Origin of the sequence: Pontibacter ummariensis, assembly GCF_900188175.1 — a bacterium.
Classification (GTDB): domain Bacteria; phylum Bacteroidota; class Bacteroidia; order Cytophagales; family Hymenobacteraceae; genus Pontibacter; species Pontibacter ummariensis.
Genome location: NZ_FZOQ01000015.1, coordinates 45611 through 62567 on the forward strand (window position 1 = coordinate 45611; position 16957 = coordinate 62567).

15 protein-coding genes are annotated in these 16957 nt (G+C 49.5%); 7 read left to right on the plus strand and 8 right to left on the minus strand.

What is annotated here, in order from left to right; genetic code table 11:
* Window positions 1-104: 104 nt before the first annotated feature.
* A complete protein-coding gene (locus CHB92_RS16040) occupies window positions 105-650 on the plus strand; it encodes an REP-associated tyrosine transposase (protein ID WP_089320248.1) in 546 nt (181 codons plus the stop codon).
* Between the two features lie 77 nt (window positions 651-727).
* Here CHB92_RS16040 and CHB92_RS16045 read toward each other — a convergent pair whose 3' ends face one another.
* The 4 genes from CHB92_RS16045 to CHB92_RS16070 all read right to left on the minus strand — a co-directional run bounded on the left by CHB92_RS16045 (window position 728) and on the right by CHB92_RS16070 (window position 6664).
* Window positions 728-3448, minus strand: coding sequence for a PAS domain-containing protein (locus CHB92_RS16045; RefSeq protein WP_089320249.1), 2721 nt, complete (start codon window positions 3446-3448; stop codon window positions 728-730).
* Between the two features lie 1044 nt (window positions 3449-4492).
* Window positions 4493-5173 carry a hypothetical protein gene (locus tag CHB92_RS16055; RefSeq protein ID WP_089320251.1) on the minus strand — a complete coding sequence of 227 codons (681 nt, stop codon included), beginning with the start codon at window positions 5171-5173 and terminating at the stop codon, window positions 4493-4495.
* Between the two features lie 658 nt (window positions 5174-5831).
* The gene (locus tag CHB92_RS16065) at window positions 5832-6317 is read right to left on the minus strand and encodes a DUF6644 family protein (RefSeq protein WP_245842640.1); all 486 of its coding nucleotides are present in this window, start codon (window positions 6315-6317) and stop codon (window positions 5832-5834) included.
* A gap of 2 nt (window positions 6318-6319) precedes the next feature.
* Window positions 6320-6664 (minus strand): DUF6152 family protein, encoded by a 345-nt coding sequence (locus CHB92_RS16070; protein ID WP_089320252.1) that lies wholly within the window; start codon window positions 6662-6664, stop codon window positions 6320-6322.
* Between the two features lie 62 nt (window positions 6665-6726).
* Here CHB92_RS16070 and CHB92_RS25885 point away from each other — a divergent pair, with 62 nt between their 5' ends.
* On the plus strand, window positions 6727-6918 hold the full coding sequence (locus CHB92_RS25885; RefSeq protein WP_089320253.1) for a hypothetical protein: 192 nt from the start codon (window positions 6727-6729) through the stop codon (window positions 6916-6918).
* A gap of 14 nt (window positions 6919-6932) precedes the next feature.
* On the opposite strand, the gene CHB92_RS16080 is transcribed toward CHB92_RS25885, so the two are convergent.
* Entirely contained in the window at window positions 6933-8813 is a 1881-nt protein-coding gene (locus CHB92_RS16080) for a carboxypeptidase regulatory-like domain-containing protein (RefSeq protein WP_179223076.1), read from the minus strand.
* 395 nt (window positions 8814-9208) lie between these two features.
* Between CHB92_RS16080 and CHB92_RS16085 the strand changes: the two genes are divergently transcribed.
* From CHB92_RS16085 to CHB92_RS16095, 3 genes are all read left to right on the plus strand, one after another.
* Entirely contained in the window at window positions 9209-9586 is a 378-nt protein-coding gene (locus CHB92_RS16085) for a tRNA pseudouridine synthase A (RefSeq protein ID WP_245842641.1), read from the plus strand.
* Between the two features lie 359 nt (window positions 9587-9945).
* A complete protein-coding gene (locus CHB92_RS16090; RefSeq protein WP_089320255.1) occupies window positions 9946-10491 on the plus strand; it encodes a hypothetical protein in 546 nt (181 codons plus the stop codon).
* 257 nt (window positions 10492-10748) lie between these two features.
* Complete coding sequence (locus tag CHB92_RS16095; protein ID WP_089320256.1) at window positions 10749-11516, plus strand: DoxX family protein; 768 nt, start codon at window positions 10749-10751, stop codon at window positions 11514-11516.
* Between the two features lie 322 nt (window positions 11517-11838).
* Here the strand turns inward: CHB92_RS16095 and CHB92_RS16105 are convergent, their stop codons facing one another.
* Both CHB92_RS16105 and CHB92_RS16110 read right to left on the minus strand, forming a co-directional pair.
* Window positions 11839-13773 (minus strand): OmpA family protein, encoded by a 1935-nt coding sequence (locus CHB92_RS16105; protein WP_089320258.1) that lies wholly within the window; start codon window positions 13771-13773, stop codon window positions 11839-11841.
* Window positions 13774-13775: 2 nt separating this feature from the next.
* On the minus strand, window positions 13776-14957 hold the full coding sequence (locus CHB92_RS16110) for a hypothetical protein (RefSeq protein WP_089320259.1): 1182 nt from the start codon (window positions 14955-14957) through the stop codon (window positions 13776-13778).
* Window positions 14958-15516: 559 nt separating this feature from the next.
* Between CHB92_RS16110 and CHB92_RS16120 the strand changes: the two genes are divergently transcribed.
* On the plus strand, window positions 15517-15786 hold the full coding sequence (locus CHB92_RS16120; protein ID WP_089320261.1) for a hypothetical protein: 270 nt from the start codon (window positions 15517-15519) through the stop codon (window positions 15784-15786).
* A gap of 343 nt (window positions 15787-16129) precedes the next feature.
* The gene (locus CHB92_RS25890) at window positions 16130-16306 is read left to right on the plus strand and encodes a hypothetical protein (protein WP_179223077.1); all 177 of its coding nucleotides are present in this window, start codon (window positions 16130-16132) and stop codon (window positions 16304-16306) included.
* 205 nt (window positions 16307-16511) lie between these two features.
* Here CHB92_RS25890 and CHB92_RS16130 read toward each other — a convergent pair whose 3' ends face one another.
* Complete coding sequence (locus CHB92_RS16130) at window positions 16512-16883, minus strand: hypothetical protein (protein WP_089320263.1); 372 nt, start codon at window positions 16881-16883, stop codon at window positions 16512-16514.
* Window positions 16884-16957 lie beyond the last annotated feature (74 nt).

Consider the following 16957-nt stretch of genomic DNA (forward strand, 5'->3'; position numbering starts at 1 on the left):
CACGCAGCTATACCTTCTGCTAGAGTAACAGTACGAGCTACAAGCTTGCACTAGCGAAATACGACCAAAACCCGGTCGCTGCTGTTATAAGTATAAGCAGAAACATGAGCCGGAAGTATAAATTTAATAACCAGGAAGGGCTATACTTTGTCAGCTTTGCGGTGGTGTACTGGATAAACGTATTTACGCGGGAGGAGTACTTTGCCATCCTTACCGATAGCCTGGACTACTGCCGCAAGAACAAAGGCATAGAGATCTATGCCTGGTGCATCATGCCTAGCCACGTGCACCTTATCTTCCGTGCCAAGGCCAGCAACCCGAGTGTGCTGCTGAAGGAGTTGAAGACGCATATTTCTAAACAACTACAGAAGGCCATAGCTGAGCACAACCAGGAGAGTCGGAAAGAATGGATGCTTTGGCTGATGGAACGGGCCGGCCTGAAGAGCAGCAACGTGAAGCACCGGCAGTTCTGGCAGCAGCACAATCAGCCCATTGAGCTTTGGAGTCCTGCGTTGATAGACCAAAAGATCGACTATATCCATAACAACCCTGTAGTAGCTGGCTTTGTGTCGGAACCGGAGCATTGGAAGTATAGCAGTGCCATAGACTATAGTGGTGGTAAAGGTGTGCTTGAGATTGATATTGCTTGAACAATGGAGGTACGAGCTACAAGCTCGCACCAGCAATATTGGAAATAACCCCCACTGCCATTCAGGACCACATCAGCCTATACCGGTAAGTAAATCCGGAAGGTCGTGCCCACATTTACCTTACTTTCCACTTCGATCTTCCCGTCTGCGTTCTCCACTACTTTTTTCACCATATAAAGCCCGATGCCAGTGCCTTCTACATGGTCGTGGAAGCGCTTAAACATGGTAAAAAGGCCTTCCCTCTGGCTTGGTGTCATGCCAAGTCCGTTATCGGCGAAGGTCAGGACATGGTATTTACCCACCAGCTGGCAACTGATCTGAACGTGCGGCGTCCGGTTGGTAGCGTGGTATTTGATGGCGTTGGAGAGCAGGTTGTAAACGATACTCCGCAAATTCTTGCTCGAGAAGCGAATAGCCGTATCAGGCGCCACCTGTACGTCCACCACAGCCTCAGAAGATTTTAACAAGTGCGCCAGGTCCAGCATCACCTCTTCGATTACCTCCGCTACATGCACCTGCTCGGTATTGAACACGTTTTCCTGCTGCAGCTTGGCCACTTCAGTCAGACTGTCGATGGTTTTCTTGAAGCGCTCGACGGAGCTCTTCATCCTTTTCAGGATAGCCTGTGTTTCAGTGCTTCTGAGATCTGCAGCAGTATGTTCGTCAAACAAGAGGGCCAGGAGGCCCTCAATGTTCAGGATAGGCGCTTTCAGGTCATGGGAGGCGGTATAGATGAAATTGTCCAGATCGTTGTTGATGCTCACCAGGTGCCTGTTCTTCTCTTCCAGCGCCTCCTGCTGCTCTTTCCGTTCGTGCACATCGGTAGCCGTTCCGAACCAGCCAGTTACCCTGCCGTTGCTGTCGAACTGCGGTAGTGCGCGACTCAGGTGCCAGCGGTAGCTGCCATCAGACATCCGTAGCCTGTGCTCAATTTCGTAGGGTGTACACGCTTGCACCGCCTCATTCCAGGTGTCTAATGTCCGTTGCTCGTCTTCTTCAATTAGTATGCTTTCCCAATGCCAACTGCCGTCAGGCTGCTGCCTGGCCCCCGAAAACTCAGACACACGTTTGTTGTAGTAGGTAACAGTCCCATCCGGTTTGGCAATCCATACGATCTGCGGCATGGCGTCGGCCAGGTTCTGCAGGTCGCGGGCACTTTGTTCGATTTTCTTCCTTGCCTGTACCTGCTCTGTTACATCCTGGGCCACATGGATCACACCGCTTACTTCACCTTCCTCCATGAGCGGGGTATAAGACAGGTCTAAATAATGCGGCTCCACTTTGCCGTTCTTCAGCAAATGCACCAGCTGTTCGTTTGCCGAGATCGCTTTTCCGGTATGCAGCACCTGGCGTACCACCTCCAGTACGGCCTGGCCCTCCACCTCTGGCAGCGCTTCCACCAATTTCTTGCCGTTCACTTCGTCTGCGGATTCTCTGCCCATCATGTGCAGCATGGGCGCATTCACGTTCTCAATCACCATATCGTCGCCCCACGTGAAGGCGATGGCGACGGGTGCCTGTTTGATCATGTTCCGGAAGCGCGCATCGCTTTCCTCTAAGCGCTTTTGCGCCAGGTTCAGCTCTGTAACATCGGCTCCTGTGTTGATGACACCGTACACCTCTCCTGCTGTATTAAAAAGGGGCGTAAAGCTAAAATCGAAATAATGCGTCCGCAGCTCTCCGCCGACTACTAAATCAAGTTTATGATTTTTGGCCTGGAAAGGTACACCTGTTTTATAAACTGTTTCGAGCTGCTCGAACACCTGCTGGTTCTCCAACTCGGGCAGCACGTCTTTGTATAACTTGCCCACAATGTCGTTGCCTTTGCCCAGGCCATCTTTAAGCGCCTGGTTGGCAAACTGTATCCGCATTTCGCTGCCAAAGTATACACCAATGGGGTGGTGCGAACTTTCAATAAAAGACCGCAACTGCTGCTCGCTTTCCTCGACCTTTCGGCGTGCCAGCACCTGCTCCGTTACGTCATGCGCCACGCTGAACACACCGGCAGCTACCGTGTCGCCTGCGTTTGCATAATAAGGCTGGTATACAAAGTTGTAGTAGCGAAGCACTTCCTTCCCGTCCTTTATGAGTGTAACAGGGTACTCAGTCGCATAAAAAGGTTGGCCTACATCACGCACCTGATCCAGCAATTCTCGGAAGCCTTGCGAGGCGGTTTCCGGAAGGGACTCAAACAAAGGTTTGCCGATGATCTCTGATGTTTTGCCTAATATGCTGAGTATTTCCTCATTGGCGAGCTCTACAATATGCTCAAGGCCGGTTACAATGCAAACCGCCACCGGAGCCTGCATAAACAGACTGTACTTTTTTTCAATCTCCCGCATGGCAGCGGCCTTTCTCTCTGCCACTACTTGCTCCGTAATCTCAGCCGGAGAATGTAAAATATACAGCACGTTGCCTTCCGCGTCCAGGACAGGCTTGTTGCTTGCCTTCCAATACCGCTCTTCAAATTCTCCGGCTGCGTTTATCAAATCATAACGCACCATGGGCATCTGGTCGAGCACTTTGTTGCTTAACGCGTTCTCAAGAGAAGCCCTTAGACTGGAAGGACCCGTTGTTGAGTCAGTTTCCGGGTTCACAGGATATGCCTCAAAAATACTTTTGCCCACTACCTCGTGCCTTTCATAGCCCGTAATGCGCAGCTGTTCGTCACTCACGGCCAGTATGGTAAAAAGGGGCGGGTTGGGTTGCAGCAACAAGTAATTGCCTGACAGAGAATTGAAGACAATCTGAAGGTCCGGCGCCGGGATACTCTCCCGGCCAGAATTGGCGTGGGGCATTTTGAAAAAATAAGTATTGCTGAAAGGTACAAAATTACAACGCAAGATTGATTTCCTGGTTCCGTATTGTCTGCTTGAACATGATACCTGGTATGAAGTGGAATTGACGGTACCCTTCCTCAGCGCCCGCTGGCCCCGCTAGCGCGAGCTTTGTAGCTCGTGCCTTTCTTTTCCACGCAGCTATACTTTCAGCACAAGCACAAGCACAAGCACCAGTACGAGCTCGCACTAGCGTCATACTTTCCTAACCCAAAACCCGGACGCATCTGTTATAAGTATAAGCAGGAACATGAGCCGGAAGTATAAATTTCATAACAAGGAGGGGCTATACTTTGTAAGCTTTGTGGTGGTGTAGGGGATAGACGTGTTTACGCGGGAGGCGTAGTTGCCTTGCTTACCGACAGCCTGAACTAAGCCGGAAAAACAAAGGCATGGCGATCTATGCCTGGTGCATCATGCTCCCCCACGTGCACTTCATCTTCCGGACTAGAGATAACAACCCGAGCGTGCTGCTGAAGGAGCTGAAATGTATACTTTTAAACAGCTGCAGAATACCACAGCGGAGCACATGCAATGGGAAGTCAGCAGAAGTTGAAACCCACCCCCGCCCCTCCAAGGAGGGGAATTCTACTATAAGAAACTACTCCCCTCTTGGGAGGGGTTAGGGGTGGGTAAAAAGACCAAGAGAGTTCACCACTACCTTACTGGCGTATCCTTTACTTTCTACATATTTCTGCAGGCTTTGTGTCGGAGCCAGCTTATTGGACGTATAGCAGCGCCATAGACTTTAGCAGCGGCAAAGGTGTGCTGGAGATTGATATTGCCGGAACAATGGAGGTACGAGCTGCAAGCTTGCACCTCCATTGCCTTCACTAGCATTACTTTTACGAGCACTAATCTACAGTAGCGGAGAACTACTAACGAACTAAAATACTGCCCGGCACCTGGAGTGTTGCCTTCCGCTGGGGCAAGCTAGTAGCTTGTGCCTTTCCTTTTCATAAAGCTTTACCTTTAGCACGGGCTACAATTTTGCAGGAGCAAGGTTTATTGAGCAGAAACGGATGGGTTGTTGAAGTAAGCTTTTAACTTTTTCCCGGTTAGTATTTTCGTAGCATGAAGCCAATTGATGATTTCCGTTCTGGAGGCCTCGTCTAAATCGCCATTCCTCTTGGTATACTCTACAATCCAAACGGTATATTGAAAGAGGATGGTGGGGGGCTCCAATATCTTTTTTATTTCGCTTTGCGCCTCAAAGGGGCCGCATTTGTCGCTTTTCGTTTCATACAGAACATACTTATCCGTCTCCTCTAATATATTCGAATAATAAGTTTTGCCTGGGCAGTTCTTTTCTCTTTGCTTCATCAGCATCCGATGAATTTTTTGCGCCGATTTCCCTTCCGCATCAATTCGAATAATCGCAATCATTTCCTGCCAGTTAGCTAAGTCCTGGCCTTCCGGCACCAGATTGATGATTCCTTCATCAACATATGTGGAGTAGAGGTTCCAGCGATCTCCAAGTAAATCGAATGAAGCGTAGCCTGTATCGTCTTCGATAGCTGTATCACAAGGCATAAGAAGTCCTTCCCTAAAATCAACCCACAGCAGATTTTTTTCTTCCGGGAAAAACTTAACTCTAATCCCTCTTTGTCCGGGAGAGGTTAATTGCCCAAAAGCTGTTGTGCAGCTAAGCACCAGCAGGAAACCGAAGAAATAACAGGCTTTCATTTAGGTTGCTTTAAATTGCGGGAATAACTCGCAGGAAATTGAGCGAAAGAACAGCTTAATGATAAAGAACACTTACATCATCCTTTCTGTAACGAGAGAGTATTTGAGGCGAAGCTATTTTTAAAGAACTCAACAGTTTACAAAGAGCAGGAAGCAAGATGAGTTGCCAAAGGCACACAACGTACAGGCGGCACTCTTTTATACCAGGGTAAGTAGCTAAACAGAAGGAGTTACTTATTTCAAGTCCTGGCTAAACAGAGACTTTAGGGCTATTTTTAATCTCTGGCTGTAAAACCGGTTACCTTATAACCTATATACGTTTATAATTTTAATACGATTTATTTTACTTTTAACTAAAAACAGAGTATCATTCTTTGTCTAAGCCAGCCAGCACTCGCTTTTCATAAGAACCCTTGCTGGCGCGCACTTGCAGTTCGTGCCTTTTCTTTTCCTCAAAGTATTACCTTCACTGCCGTAATAGACCAGAAGTTCGGACCATCCATAACAACCCCGTGGAGGCTGGCTTTGTGTCGGAGCCACAGCATTGGAAACACAGCAGCGCCATTGACTTTAGCGGCGGCAAAGGTGTGCTGGAGATTGATCTTGCATGAAGAATGGAGACACAAGCTGCAAGTTCGGGCCAGCGGAGAAGTTAATGCTAGTAAGCCAGCAAACGTCCGCAGGTAATCACGAGCACCCATACCACCACAGAGCATGCCGCCACGGCTTTCGCAGCCGGGGGTGTGTGGCCCTGCCGCCATTCGGGTGCAGCAGGAAAGATATACCTGTGAAAAAGCCCGGCATTTACACCACCTGCCACCAGCCCGATCAGTTTGATCTGAAACATCGTATCAGCGGCCAACGCCACGGCATTAGTACTAAACAGGAGTATTCCGGAAGGCACGATCAGGTATAAGCCCCTCCTGGACCAGGGCAGCAGGTAACAGGCCAGCTCCGGGACAGGTAGTTTTCTGGAAAAGCCCAGCAGGCGCATGTCGAACAGGAAAGCGGCCCCGACCAACAGCACAATCCCCAGGATGTGCACAATCTCCAGGAAAGGGTACAGCCAGGAAGAACTCCGGATGGCGCTGGCTAAAGCTGACGCTTCCAGCCCCTGCAACAGCCCGGCCAGGGTAGCGGCCACCGCTAGCGTAGCTCTATCTTTTTATCTCCTACATATATCCGTTCGGCACGCATCTCGTCCCCCTCTTCTTTATGCGGATAGCCTACTACCCGCACCTTATCGCCAGGTTGGATCATGTCTTTTGTCAGTCCACGGGAACTCATTCTGCTGGGCGGGGCCAGCACTACCGTCCAGGTTTTATCTTCGTGCTGCAGTTGCAGCATACCATGCGGGTTCTCGTAGGTGATTTCCTTCACCTGGCCGGTGTAGTCCAGCGTTTTGGTCTGGTCGTAATTTGCCCAACCGTGGTGCAGTGCCACAGCCAGCGGGAAAAACAGCATCAGGAGTAATTTGACAGGCAATAGCATAAGTATAAACTTTAAATTCAGACACTTATGTAAAAACGAAGAAAACAGAAAAAAGTGTAAGTATGCGTATCTCCCGCTGGCGCGAGCTTAAAGCTTGTGCCTTTTCTTTTCCACGTAGCTACACCTTCAGCACATGTAACGATATAAGCTATTACGTCCATAACAACCCCGTGGAGGCTGGCTTTGTGTCGGAGCCGGAGCATGGGAAGTATAGCAGCGCCAAAGTCTTTAGCGGCGGGAAAGGTGTGTTGTAGATTAACCCCCATGACTACAGGATATCTGTTGAGAACTGTATAACAAAAGAATTCCCCCTAGTGTAATACCAGTTTTGTGCGTTGTAAGCAAGTAAGTATTTCCCATCGGTTGTAGAAGTTGCCCCTCTTAACCCATATACTACTGAATACCACGCATTAGTATGAATGCGATTATAATCTAAGACACGGATATAGTCATTATCACAGAAGTAAATGACGTTCTCTTCATTCGCTTTATAACTAAAGTCGGCACTACCATTTTCCCTGTTGTCCAGGAAAGACTCGCTGCTCGCAAACCCAGTCGTCGGGTTGACTATTAACTGGTTATAAAGTTGCCCCATGTAAATTCTGTCATCCTTCCTGTTAGGAGTAATAAACACACCCCTGGTAAATTTCGGTGGCACATAGCTCGTAATCTTTTGGGTATGTTGGTCAAAAATGGCAATGTTGGCTGATCCGTAAGAAGGCATCAAGAGTAGTTTGCTCTTGTTGTAGTTTACATGGGCATAATCAAAATAGGCATAAGTGGTTGTTCCAAAAAAATCATGCTGATCGTGCTTATAGAAGGTGTCATTCTTCTGGCTGTCTATCATTCGCCAGCTGAGCGCACTTGAACCTTTCGCGCCAAGAAGAAGAATCCCCAGACCATTATTCGTAAATTCGAAATCGTAGGGGTATATAGTTGGATGATCCGGATGATCACCAGGATCTGCTGGTATCGTAATTTCCCGCTTAAGCACACCCGTTGTTCTGTTTAAAACGGAAATTATGGGCGAATCTTGGTAAACATACAGTTCATTGGTTAGATAGTTGATGGCAAGACCTTTGGGCTCAAATGAGAGATTAAATTTATGCTTCAGCCCTAAATCGCTCATTGCCAATTCGTAAACTGAATTAGGCGAAGCCGTCAGCACCCAATAGGTCTTGTTCGACTCATCAACAAAATGGTTGACAATTCTGCCCGGCACTTCTATTTTCCGGCTGTAAAAGCCAACTTTTAAAACATGCTTACTGATCTGACTATCTTCATCTTCCACTTCTAAATCAAATGTATATTCACCTCCCAGTTTTGCGCATGCATAACTAAACTTAATTCCGAAGTTGTTGTCGGTATAAGTGGTGTTTGCAGCACTTAGGCATGTTTCCAGGTGTGGTCTAATTGTTTTGAGTTTAACCTTCTTGTTAAACTTTACATATACTGAGTCCTCCTCTGATGCTGCGCCATTTCCAGGTATACCAGCATAGCTTAGTACCATTAACTTAGCAGCTTGCTTAACTTTAAACAGCTTATTTATAGTACCTGCTGACACACTTACTAAGCCGATTCTACTTTCTGCAGCATCATTTTGAGTCCAGTTTACTCTTACCTCTCCATTGCCTGAGCCTTCTGATTTAGATGTTTTTATCCAATCTGCATCAGCATGCACTGTCCAGTTTGTGTTACTATTGATTTCAAGTTCACGCCAGCCGAGGCTGGAGGCAGCATTGACCAAAGTATCTGAAACTGTTAGAAACTCTTCACCTCTCTTTAAATAGAAGTCTTCTAAAACTTTCTGTTCATCCGGTATATTCACCACTGACGACACCCCAATGTAGTGAGGCTGCGATACGGATATTTCGTATCGCCCCACCTTTAGGCTTTTGAACTCGTAAGCGCCATTTGCTGTCAGTACACTTTTGCTGGTTCCATCACCTTTAACCGTAACAGTTATCCCGTTTAGTGGCTGGCCAAACTCATTATAAACGGTCCCGCCCACACTGCCGAATACTTCTGGTAAAGCATCCTCTTTTTTGTCACAACTGTTGTAAGTTATAACAGCAAGAAAGAGGAGCAACAGCCTGATAGGTGCCTGTTTTATAGCTGAAAAATGGGGAGGAAACTTGGGAGCGTACACAGGATGAACAGTGTTAGAGTGGACTTGATTTAGAGACGGCAATCATACTACAAAAATACAATTTGACAAAACAGGAGCTCAATATAATTAAGAAATAGGGTACACCCGACTACGCAGTAGAAGCAGTAGGTTTAGCCCCGTTGGAGCGAGTTTGTTGCTGTTGTCTTTTCCTGTTCAGGCAACTATACTTTCAGCACAAGTGCAAGTACGACCTACAAGCTCCACTTGCACACGTAAACATGTTACGATTTTTCAACCTACGATGATAAGAAGGACAGTCGTTTTCACATTGAAAGAGTACTTAAAATTCCTATTCCTACTGCTAACAAGCATACGGAATCTCCTTTATCACTATCTTACAAAGGAATTACAACCACGTAAACCTGGGTAAAACCTTGCGCTACTTCTTTCATATCGGCTGTGGCGGCACACACAACAAAGGCTGGCAATGCCACCCCTATGGAGTAGGGGTGCAGCAGGTGATAGAAGAAAGGCTTCAAAAGATTCTGAAGCAGCCAGTAGTGGTTATTGGCTGTGGCAGAACAGATGCAGGTTTACATGCGAGCCAGTTCTTTTTTCACCAGGATGTAGCGCAGCCCTGGGAATTCGACATGCTTTTCCGGCTGAACAAAGTGTTACCGCCCGACCCTCTCTCCTACCTTCCAACATGTAACGAATGCCGGCTGGCAAACACCCTGAGAAAAACCACCTGGTACGAGGGTGGGTTTCCATATTCCCACAGGCTGGGGTTTAAAGCGGCTAGTTATTTATAAAACCATTACTTTTTCAGAATTGAGTTATAATTCGCTTACCACCGCACAGCTTGCCTTAGCCATCAGAGCCGGCTATTTAACAAAAAATATAAGTTCAACTATTTATTTAAATTATTTAATTCGTAGAATTAAACTACACTTCCCTCAGCTCCAGCAGGTACCACTGTTCAGTTAAATCACCCTAACATTGTAAACCGGTAAGTGACTACATTCTGCTCCCAGGCTGTTTTCCTGGCGCCAAGGCTACTTGCCTCCCCTGATTCGCCCTCATCACGTTCTAGTGTTAAGTCTTTACCTCGATTGGTTAATTAAGATCAGAAACATTGTAATCATTCTAAACATAATTAAAACTTAATCCTATGAAAAACTTTCGACTAAATGTGATGGTGCCTCTACTGGCCCTTTGTCTTGTATTAATCTCCTGTGAATCTGAGGAAGTTGCTCCTGTAGATCCAGTTATGAGTGAGGCAATAACACAAGATGCCTCATCAGGGGCCATTGTGTATAAGAGTAAAGAAGTAATAGACTTCGGAGAGGAAGAATGGTATTTTCTAACACCATGTGGTGAGTATAGGATTCTTGAAGGGGTACAGCAAATCAACTTTATGGTTGTTGAAAATAAGAATAAGCTAAACATTCATTTCCATCTCAACAATTCTAATTTCAGGGTAATAAATGAAAGTACAGGGGTAACCTACGTAGGCAATAACACAATAAATGTCACTGAGCATATTACTAAGCCAACTGGTTTTCCTTACACCATCAAGGAGTCTTTCCGGTCTGTTCTTACAGTTCCGGGCAGTGACAATAATGTTATGCTGAAGTTCGATTATATTCTTTGGATAAATGCAGACGGAAGCATAAAAATTGCAGCAGAAACCATCAGCGTTGACTGCGAAAAATAGCTACTGTGAATAAGATGTAAACTTATCATAGAACTTGCCCCCCGCTGGCGCGAGCTTACAGCTCGTGCCTTTTCCATTCCACACAGCTGTACCTGCAGTACGCCTGATCGTATGGGCAGAATCTATAAAACCACCGGGTTCACCTTATGTTAGTAGCGGTCTTTTGAGTATTCGTATAATATTTTTTTAGATGTAGGCAGAAATGCTTGTTTTGACATTGTTAAAACCAATGCACACGCCTCCAAACCCATAAAACTATGCTCAAGAACAAAGACCTGCTCACACTCCTGATCCGGATATTTTTAGGTTATATTTTTCTCTCCGCCGGTGTCTGTAAGCTGACGCACGGCAATTTCGGACAGATGATAGGACCTCCCTGGCTGGAAGAACGATTGGCAGCATATGGTCTGGGCCTGTTCGCGCAGGTGGTGGCCCTAAGTCAGGTGGTGTGTGGTGCGCTGCTGCTCTCGCAGCGGTTTAGCTTACTGGGTGCCGTTATGCTTGTACCGATGAACGTGGCCATACTTGCTGTAACAGTTTCGCAGCAATGGGCGGGCACACCAGGCATCAACGCCGCACTGCTGCTGCTCAACCTGTCGCTCCTGGCCATGGAGCACCCGAAGTTCCGGTTTTTGCTGCAGGCCGACAAGACTTTCAACATTAAGCCCACCTCAACAGACCGGATCGGGCAGAATGTCTTTAGTTGGCTGGGGCTAGGTTTTTGCCTCCTCACACTGGCAGCAGCGCCCTTTCACCTGGTGCTTACAACTGTATTTGCGGTGTCGGCCTTCGCGGCCTTTGCCCTAACCCTTACCCGCAACGGCATACGGCACAAGCTCGATGTGCTGCTCCTGATCCTGCCTTTTGTGGCTATGATCGTTCTGACGCTGGGAAGGAGGATACCTTTTGCCGGGTTCGTTTTAGCCGGGCTGGTACTGGTAGAGGCGCTGCTGTTGGTTATCAGGCTTGTACTGGGGGCAAGAAACAGAAAAGGTATCACACAGGCTACAGCCGCTTTATCCTGAAAGCAGCTGTAGCCTAGGACACAGACGAGCATCTTCCAGGCCAAGTAGCGGCAAGCCTCCCTCCAACTGGAGGTAGCTGGCAGCTAGTGTTTTTTCCGCGCTGCTGTACCTACAGAGCAGGTAAACCTCTGTGGAGGCTGGTTTTGTGTCGGAGCCGGTGCTTTTGAGGCATGGCAGGGCCATGGCTTTTGGCGAGGGCAAGGGTGTATTAAAATGGATAAAGTAGCCCAATTGCTTTACGAAGCCCTTCCCTCCTGCGCTTTTGACAGGACATGATGTGAGGGATCGGCCTTACCCCTGTGTTTTCTGGTTTTCCAGCCTTTTATTCGAAGATCTCAATCTCTACTTTCCGGTCCAAGGGGCTATCCTTCTGAGAAGAGGCTTCATCGCCCCTATAGGCTGTTTGCACGCGCTCTTTAGCGATCCCCTGGTCGGTTAGTAACTTCTCCAGCGCCTCTACCCGCTTCCGGCTGAGGGCCATGTTATAGGCGGCGCTGCCGGACCGGGAGGCATAGCCAGTGAGCTTTACCTGCAGGTGCGGGTTCTCCTGTAGGGTGCTTAGGACCTGCTTCAGGTCTTGCAGGCTCCCGGTGGGGACACGGTGGGCATTGAAGGGGAAAAAGACCGTGGCACCGGTATACGTTGGAGCGGGAGCAGTTGGCGGCGTAGCAGGCCTGGCCTTCGCTTGCTTCAGCCGGGCTACCTCCTGTTCGTACTGGTTCAGGCGCTGCACAAGGCTATCGGTGCGCAGGACTTGCTGCTGCAGGTTTTGTGTCAGGCTGCTGTCCCGGGCAATGCGGATGGTGTCCGATACCTTCAATGCCTGGAGCGAGTCGACCTTGCTTTGCAGCCGCCGGATCTCTGCTTCTATCAAAGCCTGCCGGAACTGCTCTTTGCGGAGCTGTGCGGTGTCCGCCTGCATGGCTGGAACAGGTACTAAAATTGTTTGAGAAGGAACCGCTACCGTTTGAGCGGCCACACGCCCTGCTTCCGTTTTGCGTGCAGGTGCCGCCTGCTGTGCCCGGGCAGGCTCTCTTCGCGCAGGAGCAGGCCTTTGCCCGGTGCGGGTCCTTTCCCTTTCCGGAGCGGCTCTCACCTGCTGCTGTTTTGTTTCTGCTTTTTCAGAAGTCAGCTCCCTTTCCTGTGTGCGGGCAGCTGGTCTTTCCTGCCGGGTGGCTTTCTGTGTTTCCTCTGGCGTTCCAGGGCCTTGCACCTGTACCAGGGTGTCCACGAGCACCACAACGTTGCGCTGCGCCGTGGGCAGCGGTCGTAGTTCCCCCTGTGTCATTATGGAGTCGAGGCGGATCATGGACCTGGCGGAAGAAATCGTTTGGAGGGTTGTGGTGGCTGTATCCGCGGCCTGGTTGGGTTCGGCGCTTACTACCTCCCGGGGAAGGGGCTGGGCTTGTGTACTGGTATCCACTTCCACGGGGCTACTGTTCACCAGGGCGGTATCAACCGGCACTTTTGTTACGACTGGCTCCGGGAGGACGGTGGCATCTGGCAGGCTGTTCACCTGTGCCTCCTTCGGCTCCAGCTTCAGGATGGCTTCCAGCATGTTTTGCCGCGGCTGGCTTCGCTCCGCCACGGGGCGTAACAGGTCGCTGTCTCCCACATAAAACTGCGGGGCTTTAAAGGTCGACTTCCGGAAGCCAAAGCTATACCCTACCGTGATGCCTGTATGCAGGTAGGCATCGTAGCGGTTATGCTGCTCCAGGGCTGCCTCCGGTAGGTGGCGCTCGGTGTGGTAGACCCACTCCGCCTGTAAAGCCGCTTGCCAGCGCTCGGCAATCCGGAACTTCAGGCCTACGCCGAAAGGGATGGCAGGCACGTAGCGGGACTCTTCCTCTATGTCCTGGTGCGAGGTTTTGAGGATGCTAAAGCCATATCCCCCGAACACATACGGCGACACCAGGGCCATCGAAGGCAGCAGCCAGCCGTTATCGGTGTAAAAATAGGCCCTGAGCGCCGACAGGTGCACCCCCGTCGTAAAGGCGTTCCCCTGCGGATCGCTCCCCCATACATCGCCAACCGTATAGCCCAGCGACAGCGCCACACTGTTGCCGATATGGCGGCTTAGCTCTACCCGGTACAGCAGGTTATCGTCTGTTTTAAAATAGTCGGTGCTGCTGTTCGCGTCGTTCACGTAACGGGCGAGGCCGGTATAGCCGCGCAGCTGCCACGTATACAGGTCCTGCTGGGCAGAGGCCATCTGGCAGCCAAACAGGAGCATCCCGAAAAGTATAAAACGTTTCATGGCTACCGGTTTAAGTCCATCCACAAGTTAAGCTCCAGGCTGAGGCCGATAAAAGGCCGCACGTAAACGCGATCGACATTAAAGTCAGAAATGGAATTCGACCCCTGGTCGCTCTGCAGCACGGTGGCTCCCGCATTGATGCGGACAAACGGAAGGGCGCGGTAGCCCAGGGCCACGTATACCGGCCGCTTTACCACCGGGCCGGTGGCCACGTTATCGTCGCCAAAGTCCAGGTTCTTTAAGAACACACCCGTGGAGATGCTGGACCTGGACCAGAAAGTAGAAGAGAAGGCTGCCCGTCCCAGTGGAATGGAAATGCCCGCATAGGGCGCTGTGTCAGACGACAGGTTATCGGTATCGCCGGAGTAGTATACACCGCCGTAGCCCAGGTTAAGGGCCAATACGTTTTTGGTTTTCTCGGTGGCGTAGTCCGTTATTTTCTTCCGGTCCACCAGCACGAGGAGGCGCGTGTTAGCATACTGGACCAGCTCCTGGTTTACCATTTCTTTCAGGGCCTCGATCTGCTCCTGCGCGTACTTCAGCCGGACAGTGCGGTTGTCATCGTCTTCCCGGGCCAGGATGTTGAGTTTGGCCTTCCGGAGGCGCAACTCGTCCAGTTGCTCCAGCTTGTCCAGCACAATATCAGAGAAGCCCCGGAAGTCGTAGTCGATCTGGTTCCGGTAAAGGCCCAGCCCTTGGTTTACGATGGCATTCAGGTCGCTGCGCAGCTTTTTGGGATGCTGGCGCAATTCGACGCTGCTTCTGCTTACCTCAAAGGACTGGTCGATGTAGGCGTCCAGGGCCGAGGTAAGCTGCCGCAAAAGCTGCCGTTTCTGGCGTATAGAGGCGGGCGCGTAGTAACTGAGGACGAGCGTGTACTTCTCGTTGCCACGCAGGGGGTAATTGACGGGCAGTACAAACTGCTTATCGGTGTTGGCGCCGCGCGCTTTCCAGATGTTCGTATAAAGCGGCTCTTTGCTGGTGTCCGCCGTGCGGTAAATCGCAAGCTCCACCAGGCGTATGTTCCGTCCCACCTCTCCCGTCAGCATCAGGTTGCTTTCGGCTGGCAGGGGCTGTCCTTCGTTAAAGTAAGCTCTGTCGTAGTTAAACACCACCGTCTCGTACTGCGCAAAAAGTGGGGAAGCGTACAGCAAAAGAAAGAGGAGTGTGTAAAGTTTTTTCATGGGGCTGAGTTTTAGTTAAAAATGTGGTAGCAAGCACAACCAAAGGGATGATGAGAAGGGAGAGGCTCACACGTCCTATGTTAGGTTATACGAGATGTACCAATATTATGGGAACAGCCCCAGGGAGATATTGTTCAGGGGAAAAGCTATATACAGATTGGCTGTTATGCATAAAACATTGTGATACAAAGCCTTAAAACACAACTGCTCTTCGGGTTCCGATAGACAAGGAATGGTTCTTCTTTTAATTAGGGCGGGGCAAATTGCACTCTTTTTAGCGAGTGGTTTTAGTAGGTGCATAGTCCCCTGCCAGGGCAGTATGAATAGCGGTGGTAAGGTGTTCCTCTCTACAGGTGCGGTTTTCCGAACAGGTAAATCTATGGTAGATAGGTTAGAGGTGCTTGTAGCTCGTGCCTCTTCTTTACCACAATCCAGCAACAGGATCAGTAAACTGCTTAAGGCCCTTCACTTAAACCTCCCTCTCTGGCGGTCGTAAGTTAAGCTAACAGGAGGCCTGCAAAGGTTGTGGGCCCGCTTCATGCTAAAACACATTTACGATATGGCAGATAACAGAAATAAAAACCAAGACCAGACGGAACCAACGAAACGCGACCTCGCCAGTAAGGCAAAAGCACAGCCGAACCCGGAGGACTACTCGAACAAGGCGAACATAACCGGTGCTACCGACACCGGCGAAAACGGCACGAGGGCAACCGCCTCTCAGCAGCAAGGGCAAGGTGCCCGGAACAAGAAAACCGATACCCGAACAGGCTCCGACAGCGGCAGTGGCCACGGCGGCCATGGCGGTGGTAGCCCTACTGGTAAATAAGCATTTGTTTTTTTAAACACAAAGGCCCCTGGAGCAATACTCCAGGGGCCTTTGCTTCGGATAACTTCCGCTGCGCCAGCTTGGTACCTATCGCGCAAGTGTCCGTTTGTGCCAGAGAACAGACCGTCGCTAGCAGCGCTAAACGGACGCGGGACCTTCGGACACCGCAAGGTCTTTTAGGCCACCGCCATACGGCCCTGGCAGCAACACAATAAGTCCATCTCCCGGTGGCACCTGCAGCTTTAGATTGGATCAAAAGTCCCCTGATCTTACCCAGTGGCACCTTTCCTAAAAGAAGCTGGAATAACCCGTTGCTATCCAGTTTAATTGCGTACATTAGAAGATGTTAGAAAACCTATTCCCGATAGGATCGGAAGTATTTGCCAAGGTAAATCCCGATCTTAAATTAGTCATCAGGCAGTACCTGAAGCGTATTTATTATTGCACTGTGCAGGAGAATCCGACACAGAAGGAACTGGTTTATTTTGAGCGGGAGTTAATTCCTGTGCCGGTCAGCTAAGCACAAAGCCCCTGTCAAAAAGGGGCTTTTTTTATTATCAACCTAAGTGGCTGTTTTGCAGCGATACCTTTACGTGCATCCCACCTTTCCAACACATCCTGTCGCTTTATTAAAAGCGCTGTACTTACCAATGCACTGGTCTTTCCGCCCCAGCCAACAGTCGATGTAACTTTTATGCCAATCGCTTTGCCACAGCTGCTTTAACTCATTCTTCAAAACCTTCCCGCAGCCCTTTTACATGGGCATAGCATACCGGGCTGCTGTTTTCCTTCCGTTGGGCCTTTTCCTTTACCAGTTCGTCGTAATTCGCTGGGGTAGCTAAGATCCGGCACTTCGGGTAAAGGACGACACCCCGCCTGATGATCTTGCTGTTTTCTTCAATTTCGTGCGCATTTACCCCTTCCGCCCCATACACGTGAATGGTAAAGAAATGGTAATTCGTTTTCTTTGAATAGCCTTCTGCCGTTATCCTGCCGGTTATCGTCCGCTCCCCGATAAAGTCCGATTCCTTCCCTTCTGTATAAGGGGTGTATACCGACTCTGTCCAAACTACTTTGCAACCGACTGTTAAATTCATAATTCTGAGATGTACCCTTGGCTATACGTATTTAAACCAGGAAGTACATAATTCCCTCCTTCCTCCGCCGGGAT